The organism is Bacteroides sp. AF39-11AC (assembly GCF_003474285.1).
Lineage (GTDB): Bacteria > Bacteroidota > Bacteroidia > Bacteroidales > Bacteroidaceae > Bacteroides.
Map to the genome: position 1 here is coordinate 382,497 of NZ_QROH01000006.1, position 21,987 is coordinate 404,483.

16 protein-coding genes are annotated in these 21,987 nt (G+C 42.4%); 8 read left to right on the plus strand and 8 right to left on the minus strand.

The features are described from left to right. Positions 1-240: 240 nt before the first annotated feature. The 7 genes from DW036_RS15350 to DW036_RS15380 all read right to left on the minus strand — a co-directional run bounded on the left by DW036_RS15350 (position 241) and on the right by DW036_RS15380 (position 8,431). Positions 241-735: a GNAT family N-acetyltransferase gene (locus DW036_RS15350; protein ID WP_118465150.1), complete on the minus strand. Its 495-nt coding sequence runs from the start codon at positions 733-735 to the stop codon at positions 241-243. A 59-nt stretch (positions 736-794) separates the two neighbouring features. After that, positions 795-1,517, minus strand: a complete 723-nt coding sequence (locus DW036_RS15355) for a LytTR family DNA-binding domain-containing protein (RefSeq protein ID WP_118465151.1) — start codon at positions 1,515-1,517, stop codon at positions 795-797. Continuing rightward, on the minus strand, positions 1,514-2,566 hold the full coding sequence (locus DW036_RS15360) for a sensor histidine kinase (protein WP_118465152.1): 1,053 nt from the start codon (positions 2,564-2,566) through the stop codon (positions 1,514-1,516). Before DW036_RS15360 ends, DW036_RS15355 begins: the two co-directional genes overlap by 4 nt. After that, positions 2,563-3,636, minus strand: a complete 1,074-nt coding sequence (locus tag DW036_RS15365; protein ID WP_233560452.1) for a sensor histidine kinase — start codon at positions 3,634-3,636, stop codon at positions 2,563-2,565. Before DW036_RS15365 ends, DW036_RS15360 begins: the two co-directional genes overlap by 4 nt. Positions 3,637-3,703: 67 nt before the next feature. After that, the gene (locus tag DW036_RS15370) at positions 3,704-6,097 is read right to left on the minus strand and encodes a carboxypeptidase-like regulatory domain-containing protein (RefSeq protein ID WP_118465154.1); all 2,394 of its coding nucleotides are present in this window, start codon (positions 6,095-6,097) and stop codon (positions 3,704-3,706) included. A gap of 56 nt (positions 6,098-6,153) precedes the next feature. Beyond that, positions 6,154-6,576, minus strand: coding sequence for an ACT domain-containing protein (locus tag DW036_RS15375; RefSeq protein ID WP_118465155.1), 423 nt, complete (start codon positions 6,574-6,576; stop codon positions 6,154-6,156). Between the two features lie 250 nt (positions 6,577-6,826). After that, complete coding sequence (locus DW036_RS15380) at positions 6,827-8,431, minus strand: ABC-F family ATP-binding cassette domain-containing protein (protein WP_118465156.1); 1,605 nt, start codon at positions 8,429-8,431, stop codon at positions 6,827-6,829. 463 nt (positions 8,432-8,894) lie between these two features. Here DW036_RS15380 and DW036_RS15385 point away from each other — a divergent pair, with 463 nt between their 5' ends. After that, positions 8,895-11,033 (plus strand): GAF domain-containing hybrid sensor histidine kinase/response regulator, encoded by a 2,139-nt coding sequence (locus DW036_RS15385; protein ID WP_118465157.1) that lies wholly within the window; start codon positions 8,895-8,897, stop codon positions 11,031-11,033. Positions 11,034-11,043: 10 nt separating this feature from the next. On the opposite strand, the gene cdd is transcribed toward DW036_RS15385, so the two are convergent. Next, positions 11,044-11,523: a cytidine deaminase gene (gene cdd, locus DW036_RS15390; protein WP_118465158.1), complete on the minus strand. Its 480-nt coding sequence runs from the start codon at positions 11,521-11,523 to the stop codon at positions 11,044-11,046. Between the two features lie 107 nt (positions 11,524-11,630). On the opposite strand from cdd, the gene DW036_RS15395 reads away from it, so the two are divergent. The 7 genes from DW036_RS15395 (at position 11,631) to DW036_RS15425 (ending at position 21,986) form a co-directional block, all read left to right on the plus strand. Next, positions 11,631-12,548 (plus strand): glucosaminidase domain-containing protein, encoded by a 918-nt coding sequence (locus tag DW036_RS15395; protein ID WP_118465159.1) that lies wholly within the window; start codon positions 11,631-11,633, stop codon positions 12,546-12,548. A gap of 146 nt (positions 12,549-12,694) precedes the next feature. Beyond that, complete coding sequence (locus tag DW036_RS15400) at positions 12,695-13,255, plus strand: RNA polymerase sigma factor (RefSeq protein ID WP_118465160.1); 561 nt, start codon at positions 12,695-12,697, stop codon at positions 13,253-13,255. Further along, positions 13,255-14,232 (plus strand): FecR family protein, encoded by a 978-nt coding sequence (locus DW036_RS15405; protein ID WP_118465161.1) that lies wholly within the window; start codon positions 13,255-13,257, stop codon positions 14,230-14,232. The genes DW036_RS15400 and DW036_RS15405 overlap by 1 nt, the downstream gene beginning before the upstream one ends. A gap of 112 nt (positions 14,233-14,344) precedes the next feature. Then, entirely contained in the window at positions 14,345-17,488 is a 3,144-nt protein-coding gene (locus DW036_RS15410) for a SusC/RagA family TonB-linked outer membrane protein (protein WP_118465162.1), read from the plus strand. 31 nt (positions 17,489-17,519) lie between these two features. After that, positions 17,520-18,947, plus strand: coding sequence for a hypothetical protein (locus tag DW036_RS15415; RefSeq protein ID WP_118465163.1), 1,428 nt, complete (start codon positions 17,520-17,522; stop codon positions 18,945-18,947). A gap of 502 nt (positions 18,948-19,449) precedes the next feature. Continuing rightward, positions 19,450-20,697 carry an efflux RND transporter periplasmic adaptor subunit gene (locus DW036_RS15420; RefSeq protein ID WP_118465164.1) on the plus strand — a complete coding sequence of 416 codons (1,248 nt, stop codon included), beginning with the start codon at positions 19,450-19,452 and terminating at the stop codon, positions 20,695-20,697. Between the two features lie 17 nt (positions 20,698-20,714). Further along, the gene (locus tag DW036_RS15425) at positions 20,715-21,986 is read left to right on the plus strand and encodes an ABC transporter permease (RefSeq protein WP_118465165.1); all 1,272 of its coding nucleotides are present in this window, start codon (positions 20,715-20,717) and stop codon (positions 21,984-21,986) included. Position 21,987: the final 1 nt, after the last annotated feature.

A 21,987-nucleotide genomic window follows, 5' to 3' on the forward strand; every position in this document is an offset into this window, starting at 1 on the left:
TAATTGAGAAATGTTGTGCGTGCCGCTGTGTTTGTTGCATGAATCATCCTACAACGAATACATTCGTCTTGTATAAACAAATGCTGCATGATGACATGCTGCATAGCTGAGTTAGAAAGCTGGCTGAGACGATTTTCTATCATACTCTGTTGCTATTACTTGAAATTACTTATTTCAAGGCGCAAACATAGATAAAAAAAATCATTTTCTATCTTCCTACTGGCAGAAAAATTTCGAAGATTATCGGGATATTTTTTGGTATGCAATTCTGGGTGTCCCATTTGAGACATAAACCGTCCCACAACGGATAAATCCGTTGCGCACAAGGAGGTTTTGCATGATAATATTGTCTTTATGCGTATCTGCACGCAAGCTTGGATATTGCTTGGCGCACCAGTTTAAACAGATATCTCCGATGCCTTTGTAACTTCCGTCGGAGGCGATGCGGTGAATCACATAATAGGGATCATCATTCAACCAGGCTCCGTCTTCGATGATGGCATAAAAAGGATCGGGACTCGGAACAAAACAGAATGTTCCGACGATTTTGCCATGTTCATCTTCGCATACATAGCAATGTCCGGCGGTGATTTCCCGGGCAATCAGTTCACGCTGTGGGTAGCCATTGATCCACTGGTTTCCGTTTCCTACAGATGCCATAAATTTGCGGGCATGATCGAATATCTCCATCAGGCGGTCTAAGTCTGAAAGCTGGCTGGGACGAATTTGTATCATATCTATAAACCTGTTAATTTGCTTATTTCGGAATACAAATGTACATCATTATTTTTATATTATCCTTTTCTTTTTCCTTTCATTAGAAATTCTTCAAAGAATGTATCACGGTAGCTATTGCCTATGGCAATCTCATAGTTACCTATATAAATGTCATTGTTATCGAATGAATCGATGTGACGGGTATTAACGATATACGACTTGTTTACCCGAAGGAACATATCTTGGGGCAGGAGCTCGGAGATGCCTTTCATATTCATGCGGGTAATGATGCGCTGCTCCGGGAGTTGAAGAATTACATAGTCTTTCAATCCTTCGATGAAGAGAATATCAGTGTAGTTTACTTTGAAGTATTTTCGTTCGGACTTCACGAAGAAATACTCGGAAGAAACATTGGTTTCAATAGCCTCTTTCTCTTCTTTCATCAATAATGAATGATAGGAGAGGGCTTTCTGTACTGCCTTTTGGAAACGTTCCGGTTCTATGGGCTTCACCAGATAATCGATAGCATCGACTTCATAGCTGTCCAGTGCATATTCCGTATAGGCGGTAGTAAAGATGATAAGTGTCCGTTTGGAGACGGTATGCGCGAATTCTATGCCGGTGATACCCGGCATCTGAATATCCAGAAAGATAAGGTCGACAGAATGTTCTTCCATAAACCGTGTGGCGGATACGGTATTATTGAACATGCCCAGTAGGCAAAGCTCTTTATTTTCTTGCACCAGCATTTCCATGGCCTCGCGTGCCAGTGGTTCATCATCTATTATAATACAATTCATAAATCCAGTTTTAAAATTACTACATACTTGTTTTCCGTCTCGGCTACTTCCAGCAAATAGCGACCGAGGTATAGGAGTTCAAGCCGGCGTCGGATATTAGTTAGTCCGATTCCACCCACATGGCTTTTGCCTGTTGCTACGGCAGGTTTGGAGTTCTCACATCGGAATTCCAGTTGATCGTCTTCAACCTTAAAGAAGAGGTGAACGTATGACGGATGTTCACTGTCGAAATTATGTTTCACGGCATTCTCAACAAAAGGAATGAACAGTAAAGCCGGTAATTGTATGGCATCGATACTACCTTCCTCAGTGATATTGTAATCAAAGTGATCACGCCGTACTTTTTCCAGATTCAGATAATCGTTCAGGAAGCGGATATCAGAGCGGAGAGGCACATGTTCGCGGAAGTTGTCATTCATCTGGTAACGCAATAAATCTTCAAGTTTAAATAATACTTTGGATGCCTCTGCGGGATTCTTCCGGATAAGAACATTGGCATTATTCAGCATATTGAACAGGAAGTGAGGATTTATCTGATTCTTGAGAAACTTCAATTCGGAATGCAGGGTGGCAGATTGGAGCTCATCTACCCGCTGGTTATAGAGTATCCAGTGGCGAAGAAGGAGTATGGCAGACATTCCGGCTACGGTAAATCCCATGGCCAATACTCCCGATATGGCATTTACCACGATAGGAAATAGGCTGTTATCGGATGCGGGAACCGAAATGTCGATAGTGAAAACTTGGAATATGGCTACAGCTACAATAACTGTCAGACTGACTCCGAATACACCGAGCACATACATCAACAGGCGATTTTTCAGCAGAAAGCGAGGGAATAGCCAAAAAAGATTGATATAGAAAACAGTATCAATGGAAATAAAATAGATGGCCCATCCCAACAACCTTTGAGGGAGACTGAGTGGGCGCATGGGGACATTCCAGAGTATGTTTACAGTAATCATGAATACTACGAATTGCAGAAACAAGTGCCTTGCCATCCGGTAGCGTGGGGCAAGCAGGAAACTGGTAAAACGGTTATTGATCATTTTCCACCTCCTTTCAATTCAAGCAGAATGCTCTGATTATTTAATTCCAACCGATAGTTCTCTCCGTATTGTAAATCGAGGCGTTGCCGGATTTTATTCAATTCCTGCTCCGGTTCCAGACAAGATATGGATACCTGACAGTTGAACAGAATGGTCTCATCTTTCGCTTGTAAATGAATTTCAATGGATGCGGATTGTTCTTCCTGTATTTCTATTTGTTTTACTGTGTATTGGATAAAAGGTATAAAGAGCAATGGGAATACAAATGTACGTCCTGTCTCTCCCGAGGCACTCATGTGGAAATCAAATTTATCCGAAACAAGTTGTTCCAGTTCCAGATAATTAGAAAGGAATTTAATTTCCGTATTTAGCAGCACTTTCTCCCGGTTACAGTCATACAACTGATAACGGAGTATCTGGCTCAGTTTCATTAGCATTTCCGAAGCTTTTCCCGGGTTCACCAATGCCTGCTCTCCTGAATGGTGGAGTACTCGGAATAACATGGAGGGACTAATTTGTTCTTTCAGATGTTCTATTTCGGACTGTAACCTGATTTTCTCCAGTTGCATCACCCGTTGGTTTTCCAGTATCCAGAGCCGCAACAGGACAGTCATACCGCCGCCCATGATGCTGAGAAGCGTCAATGGGAAAGAGGAAAGATAATCCATCACAAATGCCACCTTAGAATATCCCACGTAAATATTAGGTACAGAGAAGATATCGGATACAATATACTCCTGTGTAGCTTGAAAGATAAAAACTATAACTAAAGCACCTGACAGGGAAAGAATATACGTCAGATATCTTTGTTTGAGCAAGTAACGGGGTACCAGATAGAGCAAATTGAAATAAAAAATGCCACCGTAGAGCAGAAACATGTTGAAGATGAGAAGATAGGTCCACTTTCCCAATATCTCTATATAACCCTGACAGCTGAATAATACCAGATTACAAGCTATGACAAACAGTGCCACGACGACAGTAGTATGTCTGGCTACCCGGAAGCGTGAACTGACGAGGAAGCGATATAGAAAAGAATTATCATCGCCTATAATAGGTATTACTTTCATGGGAATATCTTTCATTTGAGGTGACGAAGATAGAATAAATTCATATAAAACACAGGATTATCCTAAATTAAAACTCTATTTTGTAGCTGATATTGGTCAGACCTGTTTTCTGTTCACTTGCCTCTATCTTTCCTGTTTTTATATTATAGAGGTGCTGAATGAACTCTTTGCTACCTGTAAAGTTGAGGCCTTTCACGGAGAATTCATGAGATACACGTCGTTTATTGATGCGGTAGCTTACCGTATAATTACCAATCAGCATCGGAGAGCGTTGAATGGAATATGCCCGCGTTTCGTCATATTGCACTTCTTTGTCGGGGTGGGCCATTGTTGCTTCCACATCTATCGGAGCATAGCGTTCTCCACCTTGTAGGGTAAGCTTCATGTTGACACTGAGAATGTTTTGTTTGTTGCGTCCCAGCATCCATTCTTTGCCGATCAGTCCGTTCAATACATATTTCCGGTTGAAACGTGTGTTGTTCCAGATACCATCGCCACCGCAATAACGGGAGTCGAACAGAGAGGCGGTTATCATATAATAAAGTCCTTTGTTTAGTGTCCGTTCCCAAGTGAAGTCTACACCGAAGTTGCGTCCTCGTCCTTTGTTCACTAAAGCGTTTTCCACGAAGAATTCATCTCGGTTAAGTACCGAAAAGGAGCTGTCGCGCATGACGGGTACATCGTATAGAAACTGAATGTAAGGTTCCACTTTCAAGCTTGTATTTTCTGAAACCTTATAGGCGAATGAAAGCATCAGATGGTGTGCTTTGGTGAAATCTAGGTTTTTGTTTACTGACTGGTCACCGGTGCTTTGCGTCTTTACGAAGTAAACATCCATCTTTTCCATACGGCTGTACATGCCATAAGCCAAAGCAAAGGAAGTTCGGGTATTGGTTTGCCATTTCAGGCTGGTACGCGGTTCAAGGGTCCAGTGGTTATTTAGTGTAAGCAGTTGGCCGTGCAGTCCGAAGTTCAGGTTTAGTTTGTCGTTTATTCCCCATGCAGAGCTGTTGTAGGCTGAAATCAGGCTGGTGTTTCCATCTCCTTTTGAGATTGTTTCCAACGGCTGATCGATGAATGGAGCAAGCTCGAAATTCATATTGTAGAACATTTGCGTGAAGGTGAATCCGGTTTTGTTGGTAAAACGGTTGCTTACTTTCCGATTCAGTGATGAAGTCAGTATCAGGTTCGTGCTTCTGCTGTTCTGATCGATGTAAGGTGAAGGATTAAATTCTCTGTCGTAAGTGGTTTGAATAGCCTCTTGGTCGGAATAAGTTCCGGCAAGTGTGGTTTTCAGCAAGGTGTTTTCATTGAAGAAGTAGCGATGAGTAACACCTCCGGCTGCCATGTACTGGGTGGAGCGCCCTTGTCCGGCATCTTCCAGATAATCCCATTTATCAGGATTCTTTTCGAGTGAACTTTTATATTTGTCAAGCAATGCAGTACCCCATACGGCAAAAGTACCTGCGTGTCGGGTAGGGAAGTTTAGTTTGAAGTTCAGGTCTTGATAGTCCATCTTTCCACCTAAGTCTACGTTCAGTAATCCGGTAGTAGAGTAGCGATAATTAAAGATATACGAAGCCTTACGCTTCTTACTTAACGGACCTTCGGAAGCGAAATCTATTCCCATGATGCCTACCTGGAATGTATTCTCATTTCGTTGGTTGTTTCCGTTGCGTAGTTTCATGTCGAAGACGCCGGAAACGGCATTACCGTATTCTGCCGGAAAAGCACCCGTGAAAAAATCTGAGTTTCCTAAAACCTGTGCACTGAGTGAGGAAAGAATTCCACCTCCTAAAGTGGCGATATCTGCGAAATGGTTTGGGTTTGGAATTTCCACATCTTCCAGTCGCCATTGTAATAAATGCGGGGCATTACCGTGGATGGATATACCATTATTGGAAACGCTTGGCGTTACTCCGGCAAATGAGGCAACCAATCGGGCCGGATCATCAAATCCGCCTGCATAGCGGCTTGCTTCCTCCACGCTGAGCATACGTGCTCCTGCGACAGCCATTTTATTCATTGCTTCGTTCCGGTTGTGTGCATGCACCACTACTTCGCTCAGTTCGTTTACGCTTTCCAGCAAAGCTATTTCCAGATAGACTTCTTTAGCGGAAGTCACCAAAATCTCCCGCACAGTTGTCGGTTCGTATCCCATAAACGAAGCTTGCACGGAATGGCGGCCTACCGGAACTTTGGGAAGTGCGAAACGTCCGAGACTATCGCACATCATCCCTAAACCCGGAATGTCCGTCAACTGTATCGTTGCATAGGGTATAGGGTGCCCCGACGCTCGGTCATTAACCACTCCTCGTAGTGTTTGTATAGGACGCCCACTACTTTGTGGGATATTCTCATCATCGACTGATGCTTGTCCGGGGATATTAGAAACTTCTTTTCCGAAAGAGCAAATTGAAATTAGTAATGCGATTATTACTAATACTTTAGTTTTATCCATCTTTATCGTTTTGAGTTTAATGCGACAAAGATAGGTCTCTGCTATAGGCTACTCTTTTATTTGAGACGAACCGGATGGGTTTGTAGACGAAACTCGGAAATAGCGGCTAAAGCTTGCTCTGCTTTTTCTTCAGGTACAAAAATGTGATCATGATAGTATGCAGCAACCACATTGGCACTAATATTCTTTTCTGCCAGTTTTGCTGAAAATGCAGCCGTTAGCCCAACAGCATCTAAGCTTGAATGGACATTCAGGGAAATGAGTTTATAAACGGATTCATAATCTATATTTTTATCGATAGCCTCTTGTTGGGTGATGATAAGCGTCAGTCCCTCTTTTTCATGGAAGAAGCCGATGGGGTTCAGTTGATGTATGTCATCCCTATGGAATTCGGGAAAAGTACAAAAAACAAAATTGCGTTCATCCAGAACAGGATCGATACTGGATAATAATGTCTCTAAATCTTTGATACCTGCCATAATATATTGATTTATAATCTTTTTCTTCTTGCTGCTGAAGTGATTCTTAATATGACTTCAAGTGCAAAAATAGTACTTTTTTTATGATTTAACGGAAGAACCTTTATACTTGCGGCTTCTTCCTGTTTTGTCTACTACGAAGATTTTACCAGTTGTACAACTCGTATGTGTCAAGTTGTATAACTCAGGCTGCATGAGTTGTACAACTGGTAGGTCTTTCGTAGTAAGTAAGAGAAAGAAAGGTAGTAAGCTATTTGCTTTCTAACTTAACCCATGATTTACAGTTTATTTCTTTCAGGAATTCCTTATCATGTGATATGGCGATTACCGTTCCTGTATAGTCCCGGATGGTTGCCGTAATAATCTCGATGCTTTCAATATCCAGGTTATTGGTCGGTTCGTCCAGTATGAAGACATCCGGGGTATTATCTGCAATCATCAGACAACAAAAAGAGAGACGCATCTTTTCTCCACCACTAAGCAATTTGCAAGGCTTGTTCCATGTAGCTACTGGAAAAAGGTAACGGTTCAAAATAGTTTTCAATTCATGCTCCGGTAGATGACGATGGTTGAAATGATCAACCTGTTTCAGAATACTATATTCATTATGGATAAGAGAGTATTCCTGATCCAGATAAACAGTGCTGAAATCAATACGGTCAAGTGTTCCGCTGACGGCAGCAAGTTCGCCGCAAATCAGCTTTAGCAATGTAGTTTTACCACTGCCGTTATTGCCTTCAATATAGAAGCGGTTGCCACTCCGTAACTGAAAGCTTAACGGTGTTATCCACATGGGTTGGGGAGCATCCGGATATTGAAAGTTCATTTCTTTTGCAGTAGCCAATATCTTACCTTCATGCAGAGTGGAGGCATTGAAATTTGTTTTTAATTTCTCTGCAAAGGGAAGAGTACTTTTTATATTTTGCATGTCCTGCTGTAACTTTTCAGCTTTCTCGGTCTGTACACTTTTTAGTTTATTAGTACTTACTTCCGCCCTGTTTTTCATAGCACCCATCATAATGCGGGGAATGCCTTTCTTGATGGCAGCCTTTTCACCCCGTACATTCTGTTTTGCCTTTTGTTCCGCTAATTCACGGGCAGTTTTCCGGGCAAGCCGCAGGGCTTTTTGCTTTTCTTCCAGTTGCTCTTGTAGGGCATTCAGTTGGATTCCTTTTTGTTCCTTAAAGAAATCGTAATTGCCGCCATAGAAAGTTAGTCCGTTAGAGGCTAATTCACAAATGGCAGGTAATTGGTTTAGTAAGGTACGGTCATGGCTGATAACAAGTACAATGGCCGGAGTGCGCCGTACGAAATCATATAACCGTTGCCGTCCTGTTGCATCCAGATGGTTTGTTGGCTCATCCAGTAGAATAGCGACAGGTGAGTGCAATTCCATGCCGGCAAGAAAGATACGTGTTTTTTCTCCCCCGCTTAATCCGTCCATCAGACGGGAGAGGGGAATACCATCCATTCCCCATGCCGACAAGGCAGCTTGGGCACGTTCTTCAATGTTCCAGTCATCATTCAGTGTGGTGAAATGTTTTTCAGATACATCTCCGTTCAGGATGGCATGTAAGGCTTCCAGTTTGCCATCTATCCTTAAAGCCTGTGCAATGGTCCGGTCATCATATTGCCCGAAATGTTGAGGCACATAATAGAGATGTTCCGGGTGGCTGACCGTCCCGGTTGTAGCAGATAAATCACCTGCAATAATCCGCATTAAAGTGGATTTTCCGCAACCGTTGTTTCCGGTCAGTGCCATTTTGTCTCCCGGGTTGATAACAAGGTTCAAATGTTGGAATAAGATTTCTTTGTCGGAATGGATATAGCTAAGATCTCTGATAATAATACTCATGGTAAATACTGTGTTTAAAGAGGTGAATACACTGTATCAAAAAGTGTTTTGGATACAATAAAATCTCGATTGTGGAGGGGATAGACAAACACAGTATTGGCTAAACATTCACGTTTGTGATGCTCAGCGTTCTGAATTATAAAGCATGTAAAAAGTGATGTTTACCGAAATGTTTGTCTTTACTTGGAAATTCTCATCGTAGTAATTATTAGTTAGTGGGCGCAAAGATAGGTATTTCTTTTGGATATTGCAATATTACTATCAAAAGGTGGATGTTCTGAGTATTTCGATAAGCCTTCGATTATTAGACTTTTAGGTAAAATACCGTTTTTAAGAAGATTTTCTTAAATTGTAGAATAAAACCATATATTTGCTAAATAAAACCATATATTTGCAAAATATAGGGTGTATCTCGTCAGAGAACAATTAATCATTATACTTAATTTATCTCAATAAATCTCGTATGAAATCTACTGATTCCGAACAAGAAGGAGTCGGCATGGAACTGAAACAGTACCGTAACCGGCTCGAACAAATGGTCGAAGAAAAATCTAAGGACCTGATTGCCATTCAAGAAAATCTGGAAGCAACCAACCGGCGGCAGGCATTATTCATAAAAGTGTTGCAAATATTACAACTGGAACCGGACATACCTACAGCCATGAATATGGCACTTGCTGAAATAGGTCGCTATACCGGTGTTGACCGGTTGGCAACATGGGAAAACCATCTTGACGGGGTCACGTACGGATGCACCAACGAATGGTGCAACGATGGTATCGAGCCGGCCATAGATTATCTGCGGAGTATGACCATTGAAGCGGGAAAGCCATGGTTTGACATGCTCGAAAAGAATCATATCATCTGTACGTCCGATATCTATTCGCTCGACCCCTTTATTACCCAGATGCTTGAGGTGCAAGGCGTAAAAGCCATTGCTGTTTTTCCTCTGTCGCAGTTAGGGGTACATTTCGGTTTCCTGTCATTTAACTTTTGCTGGAATAAGCAGTGGGATGAAAAGGATGTGGAATTAATGAGCCAGATATCGCAAATTGTATCTACCGCTACGAAACGTTGGCAGGTAGAAACGTCCCTGCAATTGTCTCAACGAACTATGCAAAAGGTATTGGATAACATCAATGCCAATATTTTTGTTTGCGATTATGATACACAGAAGGTACTCTTTGCAAACAAACCTTTCAGGGAAGAAGCCGGGCAGGTTTCGGAAAATGCAGAATGTTGGAAAATGCTGAATGCAGGATTGAACGGTTTGTGTGCGCATTGCCCGAAACCGCAGTTGCTCGATGCCAACCGTAAGTTCACAGGTGTTCATTTCTGGGAAGACTACAATCCCGTTACCGAACGCTGGTATACCATTCAGAGTATGGCGATAAAGTGGCTTGACGGACGATGGGCAATCATGGAATTGGCTACTGATATCACTACCCGTAAGCAGGTAGAATTGGAGTTGATTCAGGCCAAGGAAAAAGCAGAAGAGTCAGATAGACTAAAATCGGCATTCCTTGCTAATATGAGCCACGAAATACGTACTCCTCTGAATGCTATTGTGGGGTTCTCGAGCTTGCTTGCCGAAGCCGATGATGATGAGCGTGAATCGTATATGTCTTTGGTAGAGGAGAACAACGAACTGTTGCTCAACCTTATTTCTGACATTCTGGATATTTCTAAAATAGAGGCCGGTACAGTGGAGCTGACTATAACAAGGGTGGATTTGCCCCGACTTTGCCGTGAGGTAATTTCCACTTGTTCACACAAAAAACATGAGGAAGCGGTTGTACTGCGTTTTGACGAAAGCTCGCCACAGATAATGGTTGATGCCGACAAGAACCGAATCATGCAGGTGCTTTCTAATTTCGTAACGAATGCCTTGAAATTTACGATCAAGGGATCGGTTACTCTTTCCTATAGATTGGAAAATGACACTCAGGTGCGTTTCTGTGTGACGGATACTGGTAAGGGTATTCCTGCTGAACAGCAGCATGAAATTTTCAGTCGCTTTGTGAAACTCGACTCGTTCTCTCAGGGGGCCGGTCTTGGATTGTCTATATGCCAGAGTTTGGTAGAGCGAATGGGAGGAGAGATTGGAGTAGACTCCCGCGAGGGAAAAGGTTCGTGTTTCTGGTTCACACATCCATATACGCTTGATGCCTCATTGGACTCGGATGCTGTAACAAAGGGTGGTGACCAGGTTATAAAGATCATCTCAAGAAATTATAAACCTCTGATTCTGGTGGCCGAGGATATAGACAGCAACTATTTACTGATCGAGGCACTTCTCAGGAAGGATTATCGTCTGCTGAGAGCACATGATGGTAATGAGGCTATAGAGCTTTTCAATACTCAATCTCCTGATCTTATATTTATGGATATGAAGATGCCGGGTATGAACGGAATAGATACAGTCGTTATGTTAAGGGAGGGCGGTGCCCGGGTGCCCATCATTGCACTTACGGCATTTGCTTACGACGATGATAGGGCATTGGCACTCAATGTGGGTTGCAATGACTTTTTGACCAAACCTGTTTCGCCACTTGAGTTACGCAGGATGGTCAGTAAATGGATAGAGAAAGAAACTAAATAAATCAGAAGGATTACTCCATAGAAGATGCGTCGAATGATAGAGGTAACAAAGCACCTACATTCTTCATTTCATAGATACCTTTTTTCCCGAAAAGTAAAATGCGCATGGGTTGCCTGAAGCGTTTTTCCGTTTCAAGCATTACCTGGCGGCATGCACCACAGGGAGGAATCGGATCATCCAGGAAATCCCGTTCATTGCGTGCGGCAATGGCAAGAGTTTCTACTGCCTGGTCGGGATATTGGGAGTTTGCATAAAATAAAGTGGTACGTTCGGCACAAAGTCCCGACGGGTAAGCTGCATTCTCCTGATTGGTACCTGTGACAACTGTACCGTCTGCCAATCGTGCAGCGGCGCCTACTGAAAAGTGTGAATAGGGGGCATAGCTACGTTGGGTAGCCTCACGCGCTGAATCTATGAGTTGGCGGTCGGCATCACTTAATTCACTATAATCGTATATTTTAATGTCAATTTGTAAGGTCAAATCTTTCATAAGGCAGTAAGGTATATTGTAATTAATGTTACAAAGTTAGGAAAGAGATTGGTAATTCCAATTCTTTTTAAGATTTTTGTACCTCAACTTATATTGCTATGAATAGAATGAACGCTATCAGACTCACTGCAATCCTGGCACTTCTGGTTTGTACCGTTTCCGCCCAGGCGCAGCGCAAGAATGCCCGTTACGTGGAATATATAGAGAAGTATGCTCCGCTTGCCGTACAACAAATGAAGGAACACAAGATACCTGCCAGTATTACTCTGGCTCAGGGACTTCTTGAAAGTGGTGCCGGACAAAGTGCATTGGCACGCAAAAGTAATAACCATTTCGGTATTAAGTGCGGTAATAACTGGCGTGGGCGCACAGTGCGTCACGATGACGATGCCCGCAATGAATGTTTTCGGGCTTACAGTAATCCCAGAGATTCTTATGAAGATCATTCTGCTTTTCTGAAGCGGGGTGCGCGTTATGCATTCCTGTTCGATTTGAAGGTTACGGACTATAAAGGTTGGGCACGTGGTTTGAAGAAAGCCGGATATGCTACTGATCCCTCTTATGCGAACCGTTTGATAACGATTATAGAGGATTATGAACTTTATAAGTATGACAGTCGCGGTATGAGTAATCGTGAAAACCGTAATTGGGAGAAAGAACTGAAGAAGAAACCTTGGCTGGCTAATCCGCATCAGGTATATATAGCTAATGATATAGCCTATGTCGTAGCTCGTGACGGCGATACTTTCCGTTTATTGGGCAAGGAGTTCGATATCAGTTGGAAGAAGCTTGTGAAGTATAATGACCTGCATAAGGATTATACATTGGAAGCGGGTGATATCATCTATTTGAAAAGTAAGAAAAAGAAAGCCTCTAAGCCGCATACGGTTTACATCGTGAGAGATGGCGATTCCATGCATACCATTTCGCAAAAGTACGGTATACGGCTGAAGAACCTGTATAAGATGAACCGGAAAGATGATGAATATATACCGGAAGTAGGCGACAGGTTAAGATTAAGATAAATAGATTGCATATACTAAAAATGACTGCTTATAGGCAGTCATTTTTAGTATATGGCAGACAATTGTAACAGAGATATAATTTGCTTGTAACCGGAAAGTCCTTCTCATGGGCATACTTTTGCACTTTCTTTTAAAATATTCCGGTTATGGCAACAAGCGACCCTTTTTATGAGGACGAGTACTTGCTTTCCTTGCTAAGGCAAGGCAGTCAGGATGCATTTACGCAGATATACAATAAGTATTACTCTATGCTATACTCCTTATCTTGCAGGTACTTGCAAGACAGGGAACTTGCTGAAGACGTGGTTCAGCAGGTCTATTTGCGTTTATGGGAATCCCGTTCTTCTGTTTGCATTACAGCGAGTCTGAAAAATTACCTTTATACAATGGCGAAGAATCATGTTCTGAATATGATTCGTGATAAGAATGAATGGATAGTCAGGCAATATGAAAACATTCAGCAGGAAAATGATATTGCAGACGACGGTTTGCAGGAAAAGCTGGAGGAAGAAAGAAAACTGAGTTGCTTCTACCGGGCTGTAAAGCAACTGCCGGGAGCTAAACGGGAGATATGTCTGCTGAAAATATATGAAGGGTTGAATAATCAAGAGATAGCTCATAAACTGAATATGCCGGTGGGGACAGTGAAGAACTATTATACGCAATCCATACAGTTATTGAAATACTACCTCAAAGAATTATATTGATGAATACAGTAGAAGATGCAATGATGAACAAGGTACTTGCCGGTGAAGCCGGTAAGGAAAAGGCACGAGAGTGGGGGCGTTGGCTTGCTACGGATGAAGGGCAGGCGTATCTTGCTGTGCAAATGGATGCCGATTTCTTTGAGGAAAGAGAAGATATGGATGACAGTATCTGTGAAGAATCTCGTAAAAGGGTATTCTGCAATCTGCAAAAGAAGATTTCGGGAAAACGTTTTGCTGTACTAACTTTAAAAGTGGTGGCGGCGATGACACCTGTTGCAGCAGTTGTAGCTATATTACTCTATCTTAATACGCAGGTTTCTCTTTTTGAACATCCGTTTTATCAGGATATCCATGTGGCGAAGGGAGAACGGATGCAAATTGCTTTTCAAGATGGTACCCGTGTTTATTTGTATCCCGGTTCCCATCTTCGTTATCCGGATAAATTCGGTTTGACGGACAGGAGGGTGACTTTGGATGGAGAGGCTTATTTTAAAGTGAGCAAGAATTCTCACAGACCCTTCATTGTCGATTTGGATAAGGCTTCTATTCGGGTGACAGGAACTTCTTTTCATGTACAGGCCTATGCTTGTGAGCCGGACATCACAGTTGAACTGGATGAGGGGCAGGTAGATCTACTTTATGGTGACCGGAAAGAATATTCTTTGCGTCCGGGTGAATCACTTATATATGATAAAGTGAAAAATGCTTGTATGCTTCAATTACAGGAAGGAGGAAACGGGCTTATTCGTTGGAAAGAACAAGAGATCGATTTTCGGAATACTTCGATGAAGGAAGTGCTGAAAGAATTGGATTTGCATTATGGGATTCCTTTCTGCATTGAAGATACGGCTGTTTATCAGTATTCTTATACTTTATGTGTGAAGAAGGCTTCTCTGGAAGAAGTGATGAAGACACTTGAAATAATCTCCCCAGTCCGTTTTCAGAAGGGAGATACCGTCCGGGTACGGATGAAATAGTATTGACATGTAAAAGACATGTTCCCGTTATACACTTTAGTTCCCCCTTTGTGTCAATAGTACGTATAAAGATCATATTGAATTAATTTCATTAATCATTTAACGTATAAAAATGAAACGAGGTATTTTGATTGTTTTAATGTTTTTTCTGAGCTTGGCTTCTGTTATGGCTGCTCAGAAAGTAACTCTGAAGTGTAGGGAAGTTGCCTTAAAGGAAATCTTCGCCAGAATTACGAAACAGACAGGGCTGACGGTAGCCTATAGTTCGCAGGTGCTTAATGCAGATACAAAAATCAGTATTGAGACAGAGAATGCGGAAATAACAGAAGTCTTGGAGAAATTGCTACCCGCTACAATAGGGTATAAGATTGAAAATAATTCGATTCTGATATTCAAAAAGGAAGTTTCCAGAAAAGCTTCTACAGTCAGGATGAAGGGAGTTGTTTTTGATAAGAAGACGCGGGAACGGTTGGCAGGTGTAACGTTGGTTCTGAATGATAATCCGTCTGTAGGTACCATTACTGATATGGATGGAGTGTTTCAGATAACTGCTGCCCAGGGTAGCAAGTTGAAGGTGTCTTATATAGGATACGAAACGCAGATGGTTGCTATGAGTCCGGTTGAGGAATTGAAAGTGGAACTTGATCAGGACAACTTCAAGCTGGATGAGGTTGTGGTGACCGGTCAAGGAGCTGAAGTGCAGAAACGCCGGTTATCATCGAATGTAACTACTGTCAGCAGTAAAGAACTGGAACGCATGAAACAGGGGCGTATAGATCAGGTATTGCAAAATGCTCTCCCCAATGTGCAGATAACGATGTCCAGCGGCCAGGCGGGTGCAACTTCATTGGTAAAGTCAAGGGGGTTGTCTTCCGCTTTCTCTAACTCTACTCCCGTGATTTATGTAGACGGAGTGCGTGTGGACAATATGAATACAGGTGCAACTTTGAATAACTCATTAAGCGGAAACAGCGCAGTGACCGGTTCTATCGGTGATATTCCGATGGAGAATATCGATCACATTGAGTATGTGACGGGTGGTGCGGCTACTACTCTCTACGGTTCGGATGCAGCCAATGGCGTTATTCAGATTTTCACAAAGAAAGGAGCAGAGCAGAAGACCACGTTCTTTGCCGAAACTCAATTGGAGGCGGATATTGCTTCTTCCCAGTTTTATCATTTTAAACGTACCAAAGAACTGTTGCATCAGACAGGCTTTACGCAGAAGTACCGCATTGGTTTTGACGGTGGAACAGAAAAGTTCGGTTATAGTTTTGGCGGTAGCATGAGTAATGGTACGGGAACTCTGATAAAGAACGGTAACGAGGATCGCAAATATGACTTGCGTTTCGGTTCGAGAATGAAGTTCAATGAGCAATTTGAATATCAGAATTCATTTGGTATGGTGATACAGGACTTCGCGAGAAGTCGCAACGGTAATCAGGGAGGATATACCGGATTGTGGTTTACAGAAGGTGCTGCGGCTACCAACTTCAGATATACGGATGCAGCGGGCGAACTGGTGAATTATGGCGCTGATTTGGATGCATTGGATGATTATACTTTTGCTCAGATGAAGGCTTTTGTTACGAAAGCGGAAGCGTTGCAAAACAACCGTGAGTCCGTAAAGCGTTTTCAGACTTCTCAATCTCTGAGTTATGCTCCCCTGACTAATCTGACTTTCAAAGGGGTATTAGGAGTTGATTATCGATTGAACACCAATAAGAACATCATAACTAATGAATATCTGATTCACACCCAACAGAAACCGGAAGGAACGTCAGATGCAGGAAGCATTTCCAACTTCGACCGCAACTATTTTGGTCTGACTCTGGATTTGAACGGACAGCATAAATATCGCTATAAAGATGTTTTTAGTCTGATTTCTACAGCAGGCTTCCAGTTCTTTAGCACTTATGACCACCAGTCGGTATATAATGGAACAAACGTACGCGATGGTGCCCAGATAATAGAGGGTGCAGGAACATTAACTTCTAATGAATGGTTGAGCTATCTGTATAATTACGGTTACTTTATTCAGGAAAATATCGGTTTCCTGGACCGCTATTACATTGATCTGGGATTGCGCTCGGACTATAATACTGCTTTTGGTGACAATGTAGGCTGGCAGTATTATCCCAAAGTGGGACTTTCTTATGTTCTCTCCGAAGAACTTTTTATGCAGAGACTGAAAGAGAATAATCTTGTAAGCAGTTTCCGTATTCTGGCCAACTATGGTATTGCCGGTAGTTATCCTCCTGCTTTTGAATATCAACGCACTGTGGCGTTCAATTCTTTCCAGGGAGGGCAAGCCGCTTCTTTTGGTAAATATGGAAATCCGGACCTGGCACCCGAAAAGAAACATTCGTATGAAGCCGGTTTTAATGCTGTGCTCTTTAACCGTGTGTTGAATCTGGGATTTACTTATTATTATGCTCTGACCAAAGACGCTCTTTTCAGTATCCCGTCCCTTCCTTCATCCGGTCAGTCTGCCAATTATTTATCTAATGTCGGTGAAATAGAGAATAAAGGTATTGAATTGAGCATAGGGCTGCAAATAGTGGATACAAAGGATTGGAATGTTCGCCTGAATGCATCTTATAATACGAATCATAATAAAGTACTGAGTATTGGTAATGCAGTGCCTTTTGCTATTGGCGGTTTCTCTTCGCGAACGGTTCAAACGGTGGTAGCTGAAGGAGAACCGGTAGGTTTCATCCGTGGTTATAAGGCCGTACTGAATCCGGATAACTCACTGAAGGAAATTCTGCCTTTACAGAACCTGGGTTCTACACTTCCTACAGCTTATGGTAACTTCTCTTTGTCGGCAAGTTATAAGAATCTTTCGTTCATGCTCAGTGGTGATTATCAATATGGAGCTTATGTACATTCGTTCGACCGCCAGTTCCGTTTCTCAAAGGGTCTGAAAGACGATGCTATTCCAGAGAAAGCATTGGAAGGACTTGACCAGGGTGCTAACTGGCTTAACTTCACTAACTTTTTCGTAGAGAAATCAGATTTCTTGAAAATCAGGAATATCGGAATAGTTTATGATTATAAGCCGAAAAAATATCTGAAATCAGTCAATCTGGCTTTCAATGTTTATAATCCGTTTGCCTTTACAGCCTCATCGGTAGACCCGGAAGTTGCCTTGGCAGGTGCCCGTTCGCAAGGTGCAGTAGCAGTAGGTGGATTGAACTACTCTTCTTATTCCACTCCCCGCCAGTATGTAGGAACGATACGTGTCTCTTTTTAATCATTAGTTTAACTCGTAAATAAATATAGATATGAAATTAAAAAAATATATGTTGATAGCTTCTCTGGCTTGTGTTTGTTCGTCTTGTGAACTTTTGCAACCGAATGAGATCATCAATCCGAATGTAGATGAAGATACATTTCTGAAAACTCCTAATGCTATGAGTACCTGGGTAAACGGAGCCAACCGCTCGTTTGCCACGATTATCGGTTCGTATGTGGAACTGACTGAAATACTCTCCGATAATTATTTTAATAACTATAGTCAGAGTAGTAAGGTTTTCGATTTTCCCACGATTCTGTATACGGATATAGATGTAACCAATTTGCAACGCCATGTAGGTACGTTGCGGGAAACGGCGATCCAGGGATTAGAGGTGGTGGCTAAGGCCGATGCAACTACTACAGATGAACAACGCTATAATCTCTATTATATCAAGGGATATTCTTATCTTCTGGCAGGAGAATATTTCCGGGCGCTCCCTATTGAAAATGGGGGAGAGGTGAAAGGCTGGAAAGAGAACCTAAATCTGGCTATCTCTACATTTACGGAAGCTTTGAAATTTACAAGTGATACGGATGAAACGGCATTTATCAACACCTTGATAGCCCGTGCTTATTATCGGCTGGGAGATAAAGTAAATGCAGTGAAGTACGCCGATAATGCCTTGGCATTATCAACAGATTTCACAAAACAAGTAACATTTGATGGGGAGAATGGTGTGATAAGCTCTATTCAGGGATATATTTATGGCACCAATTTCCAGCCATTGCCTCGCCTGGATTTCCTTGACCCGAAATATTTTCAGACTAAAGCAAGAGAGGCACGTCCTATCTGTATTGCTAAAGCGGAAGAGCCCTATTTGATTTTGGCTGAGGCAGCTTTAGCTGACAATGATTTAAACGGAGCAAAGAGTCTTTTGAAAACATTGCTGACACTCGTCAGAAATCGTCCGATGGCGACAGATATAAGTGATCAGTTGGAAGGCCGTTATAACGGGGGGTATAAAGAATATCCTAACAGTTCGGAATACCGGGTGGCTGCATCTTCGGAGGATGAATTCAGAGGCGGACTTGTGCTCGACCGTCAGGCACCTCATTTGATTTCTGTTCTTTATATTTCCGGTACTTCCGTTACAGAAGCAATGATTGATACTCCGACCACAGTCGATGGGCTTTTAGAAGTACTCTACCTGATGCGACAGGAAATTTTTATGGCGGAAGGCAGACGTGCTGCCGATCTGGGTATTCGTTTTCCGGTATGTGAAACGGAAGCTGCCAATACACCTTCGGCAGCAGAATATACTATTGCGCAGATTCCTTCTTTCATTCCTTTGAATCAGGATATGGATGCTTTTGAAATGAATAAGGAAACAAAAACGGTTGTGATTAAATACAATATGAACCGAATTATTGTACAGAATAAATCTTCGGAATATGTAGCGCCTTTCTTCAATTAAAGTTCTTCATGAAATCTTTTCCATTATTCATTCGCTTTGTATCAGGGGAGTGTTTTGTTCGCGACTAATGAATATTGTACTTATCCTTAGGAATAATTGGATGTCAACCTTGGTCAACAGCCCTGTCAACCTTGGTCAACAGGCCCGTTAACCAAGGTTGACAGAGCTGTTGACCAAGGTTGACACCTGATAATACTTATTATAGAGTTACCAAACAAGCCGGGCAAAAGCAGACGATTACTTGTCTGTTATAAATTGATCGCTGAAGCTTTTGATGCAAAATGCATGGGATGAACCTTTTAAAGTGTTATATACCTATCCGAAAATGTACAGGGTGTTCGATATCGGACACCCTGCTTTTCTCTTTTTTTACTTGTTATCAGCTACTTACATTTTTGGCACGCATTTAGTATATATAAATAATGTGAATAATATGCCTGTTCGTTTTTAAAAGCGGAACAGGCTGAAATCTGATAAAATAATAAATAACTCAATATTCAACATGGACAGAGAAATTCCGAAAGAAGTGCGTAATAAAGAACGCAATAAGAAAATTATCCGTTACGGCGGCATCGGCGTGGTAAGTATAATAGTTATCAGCGTACTCATCTCATTTTTGCGTACGGGAGTGAAAACGAAAGACTTGGTGTTTTCTACAGTAGATAAAGGCACGATTGAAGTTAGTGTCAGTGCATCGGGAAAAGTGGTGCCGGCTTTTGAGGAAATTATCAATTCACCTATCAATACCCGTATTGTAGAGATATATAAGAAAGGTGGAGATAGTGTAGATGTAGGCACGCCGATTTTGAAGCTCGACTTGCAGAGCGTGGAGACAGACTACAAGAAATTGCTGGATGAAGAGCAAATGCGCAGCTATAAGCTGAACCAACTCAAAGTGAATAATCAGACCAAACTGAATGATCTGGCAATGAAGATTAAAGTATCGGCCATGCAGTTGAACCGTAAGAAAGTGGAATTGCGCAATGAGCAATATCTTGACAGCTTGGGTTCGGGAACTACGGATAAAGTGCGTCAGGCGGAACTCAGCTATAATGTAGCACAGTTGGAATATGAGCAGCTGAAACAGCAGTATGACAATGAAAAGGAAGTACTTGCTGCCGAATATAAAGTTCAGGAGCTGGATTTCAGTATTTTCCGTAAAGGTCTTGCCGAGATGAAGCGTACATTGGATGATGCACAAGTTCGCTCTCCGCGCAAAGCTATCCTTACCTATATTAATAACCAAATTGGTGCGCAGGTGTCTCAAGGAAGCCAGCTTGCTGTAATCTCCGATCTTAGCCATTTCAAGGTGGAAGGTGAAATTGCAGATACGTATGGTGACCGTGTGGCTGCCGGTGGCAAAGCGATTGTAAAGATTGGCAGTGAGAAATTGGAAGGTACGGTCAGCAGTGTGACTCCTTTGTCAAAAAATGGAGTGATCTCTTTCACAGTACAACTGAATGAGGATAATAACCGCCGCTTACGTTCGGGCTTGAAGACGGATGTGTATGTGATGAATGCCGTGAAAGAAGACGTGATGCGGATTGCCAATGCTTCTTATTATGTAGGACGTGGTGAATATGACCTCTTTGTGCGTGACTCTGATAAAGAAATAGTGAAGCGTAAAGTGCAATTGGGCGATAGCAATTTCGAGTTTGTAGAGGTTATCAGTGGTTTGCAGCCGGGCGATCAAGTGGTAGTGAGCGACATGAGCCAGTATAAAAATAAGAATAAGCTGAAGTTGAATTAGCCTAAATAACGCAGGATATGTTAAGAATATATTTAAAGCAAGCGTGGAGCCTGCTGAAAGAAAATCCGTTGGTCAGCGGACTTTCTATTGCAGGAACGGCACTGGCCATTACCGCTGTAATGATGATTATTCTTGTGATACAAGTGCGTTTGGCCGAATATGCACCAGAGACAGAGCGCAGTCGTATGTTGCACATTGTTGCAACCCGTTCTTTCCTAAAAAGTAATGATGGAAACTGGAATAATGGGGGAATGGGAAAACGTGTGGTACGTGAGCTTTTCTATAATCTGAAAACCCCGCAGGAGGTGAGTGGCTATGCCCGTAGCACGGTATCCGTTAGTTCCGTTGCCAAGCGTACCTTTACAAAATACCGGGCTACCTATACAGACGAACGTTTTTGGAAAATATTCGATTACACATTTCTGAATGGCGCTCCTTTTACGTACGAAGATAATGAAAGTGGCATCCGTAAGGCAGTTATCAGTGAAAAACTGGCACGCCGCCTCTTCGGTAAGACGGAGGTGAAAGGACAGAGATTATTTATTAATCGGACAGAATACACGGTATGTGGTGTGGTGAAAGATGTACCTCGTACTGCCCGTTACGCCTATTCAGATGTATGGTTGCCCTATAATTCGAGTGCCGCTATGGAGACGGCTGCCAATGTGTATGAGGGGCTGGTAGGTCCTTTCAATGTTGTGATGCTGGCACATGGCACCGATAATTTTACTGCTATCCGTGCAGAAGTGGAAAAGGTTACTAAACAACTGAATACGAATACATCGGAATATGCTGTCAGCTTCTTTAACGGGCCGATGACTAATCTGGATCTGTTGGTAACCGATAATAATGGTTTTGTTAATGAAATTCCCTATGGCAATTGGTTTTTGCAACAAGGCGGTTTCGTATTTTTACTATTATTGCTTCCGGCGCTCAATATGATTGGCATTACGCTGACCAACTTTCGTAAACGGCGTGCAGAGATAGGTGTTCGTAAAGCGTTCGGAGCGACAGCAGGTAACGTTTTCCGCCAGGTCCTCGATGAGAATCTCATAATTACTTTTATTGGCGGCATATTCGGACTGATGCTCTCCATAGGTGTCTTGCTGCTGACACGTGACATCTTCTTCCCATCGGGTACGGAATTCAATGCGGAGATGCTGATACGTCCGGAAACATTTCTGGTGACTTTGCTTTTTATCTTCCTGCTGAACCTGCTGTGTGCCGGCATTCCTGCCTGGCGTGCTGGAAAGTATAACATTGTCAAATCGTTGAATAATCAAGAATAAA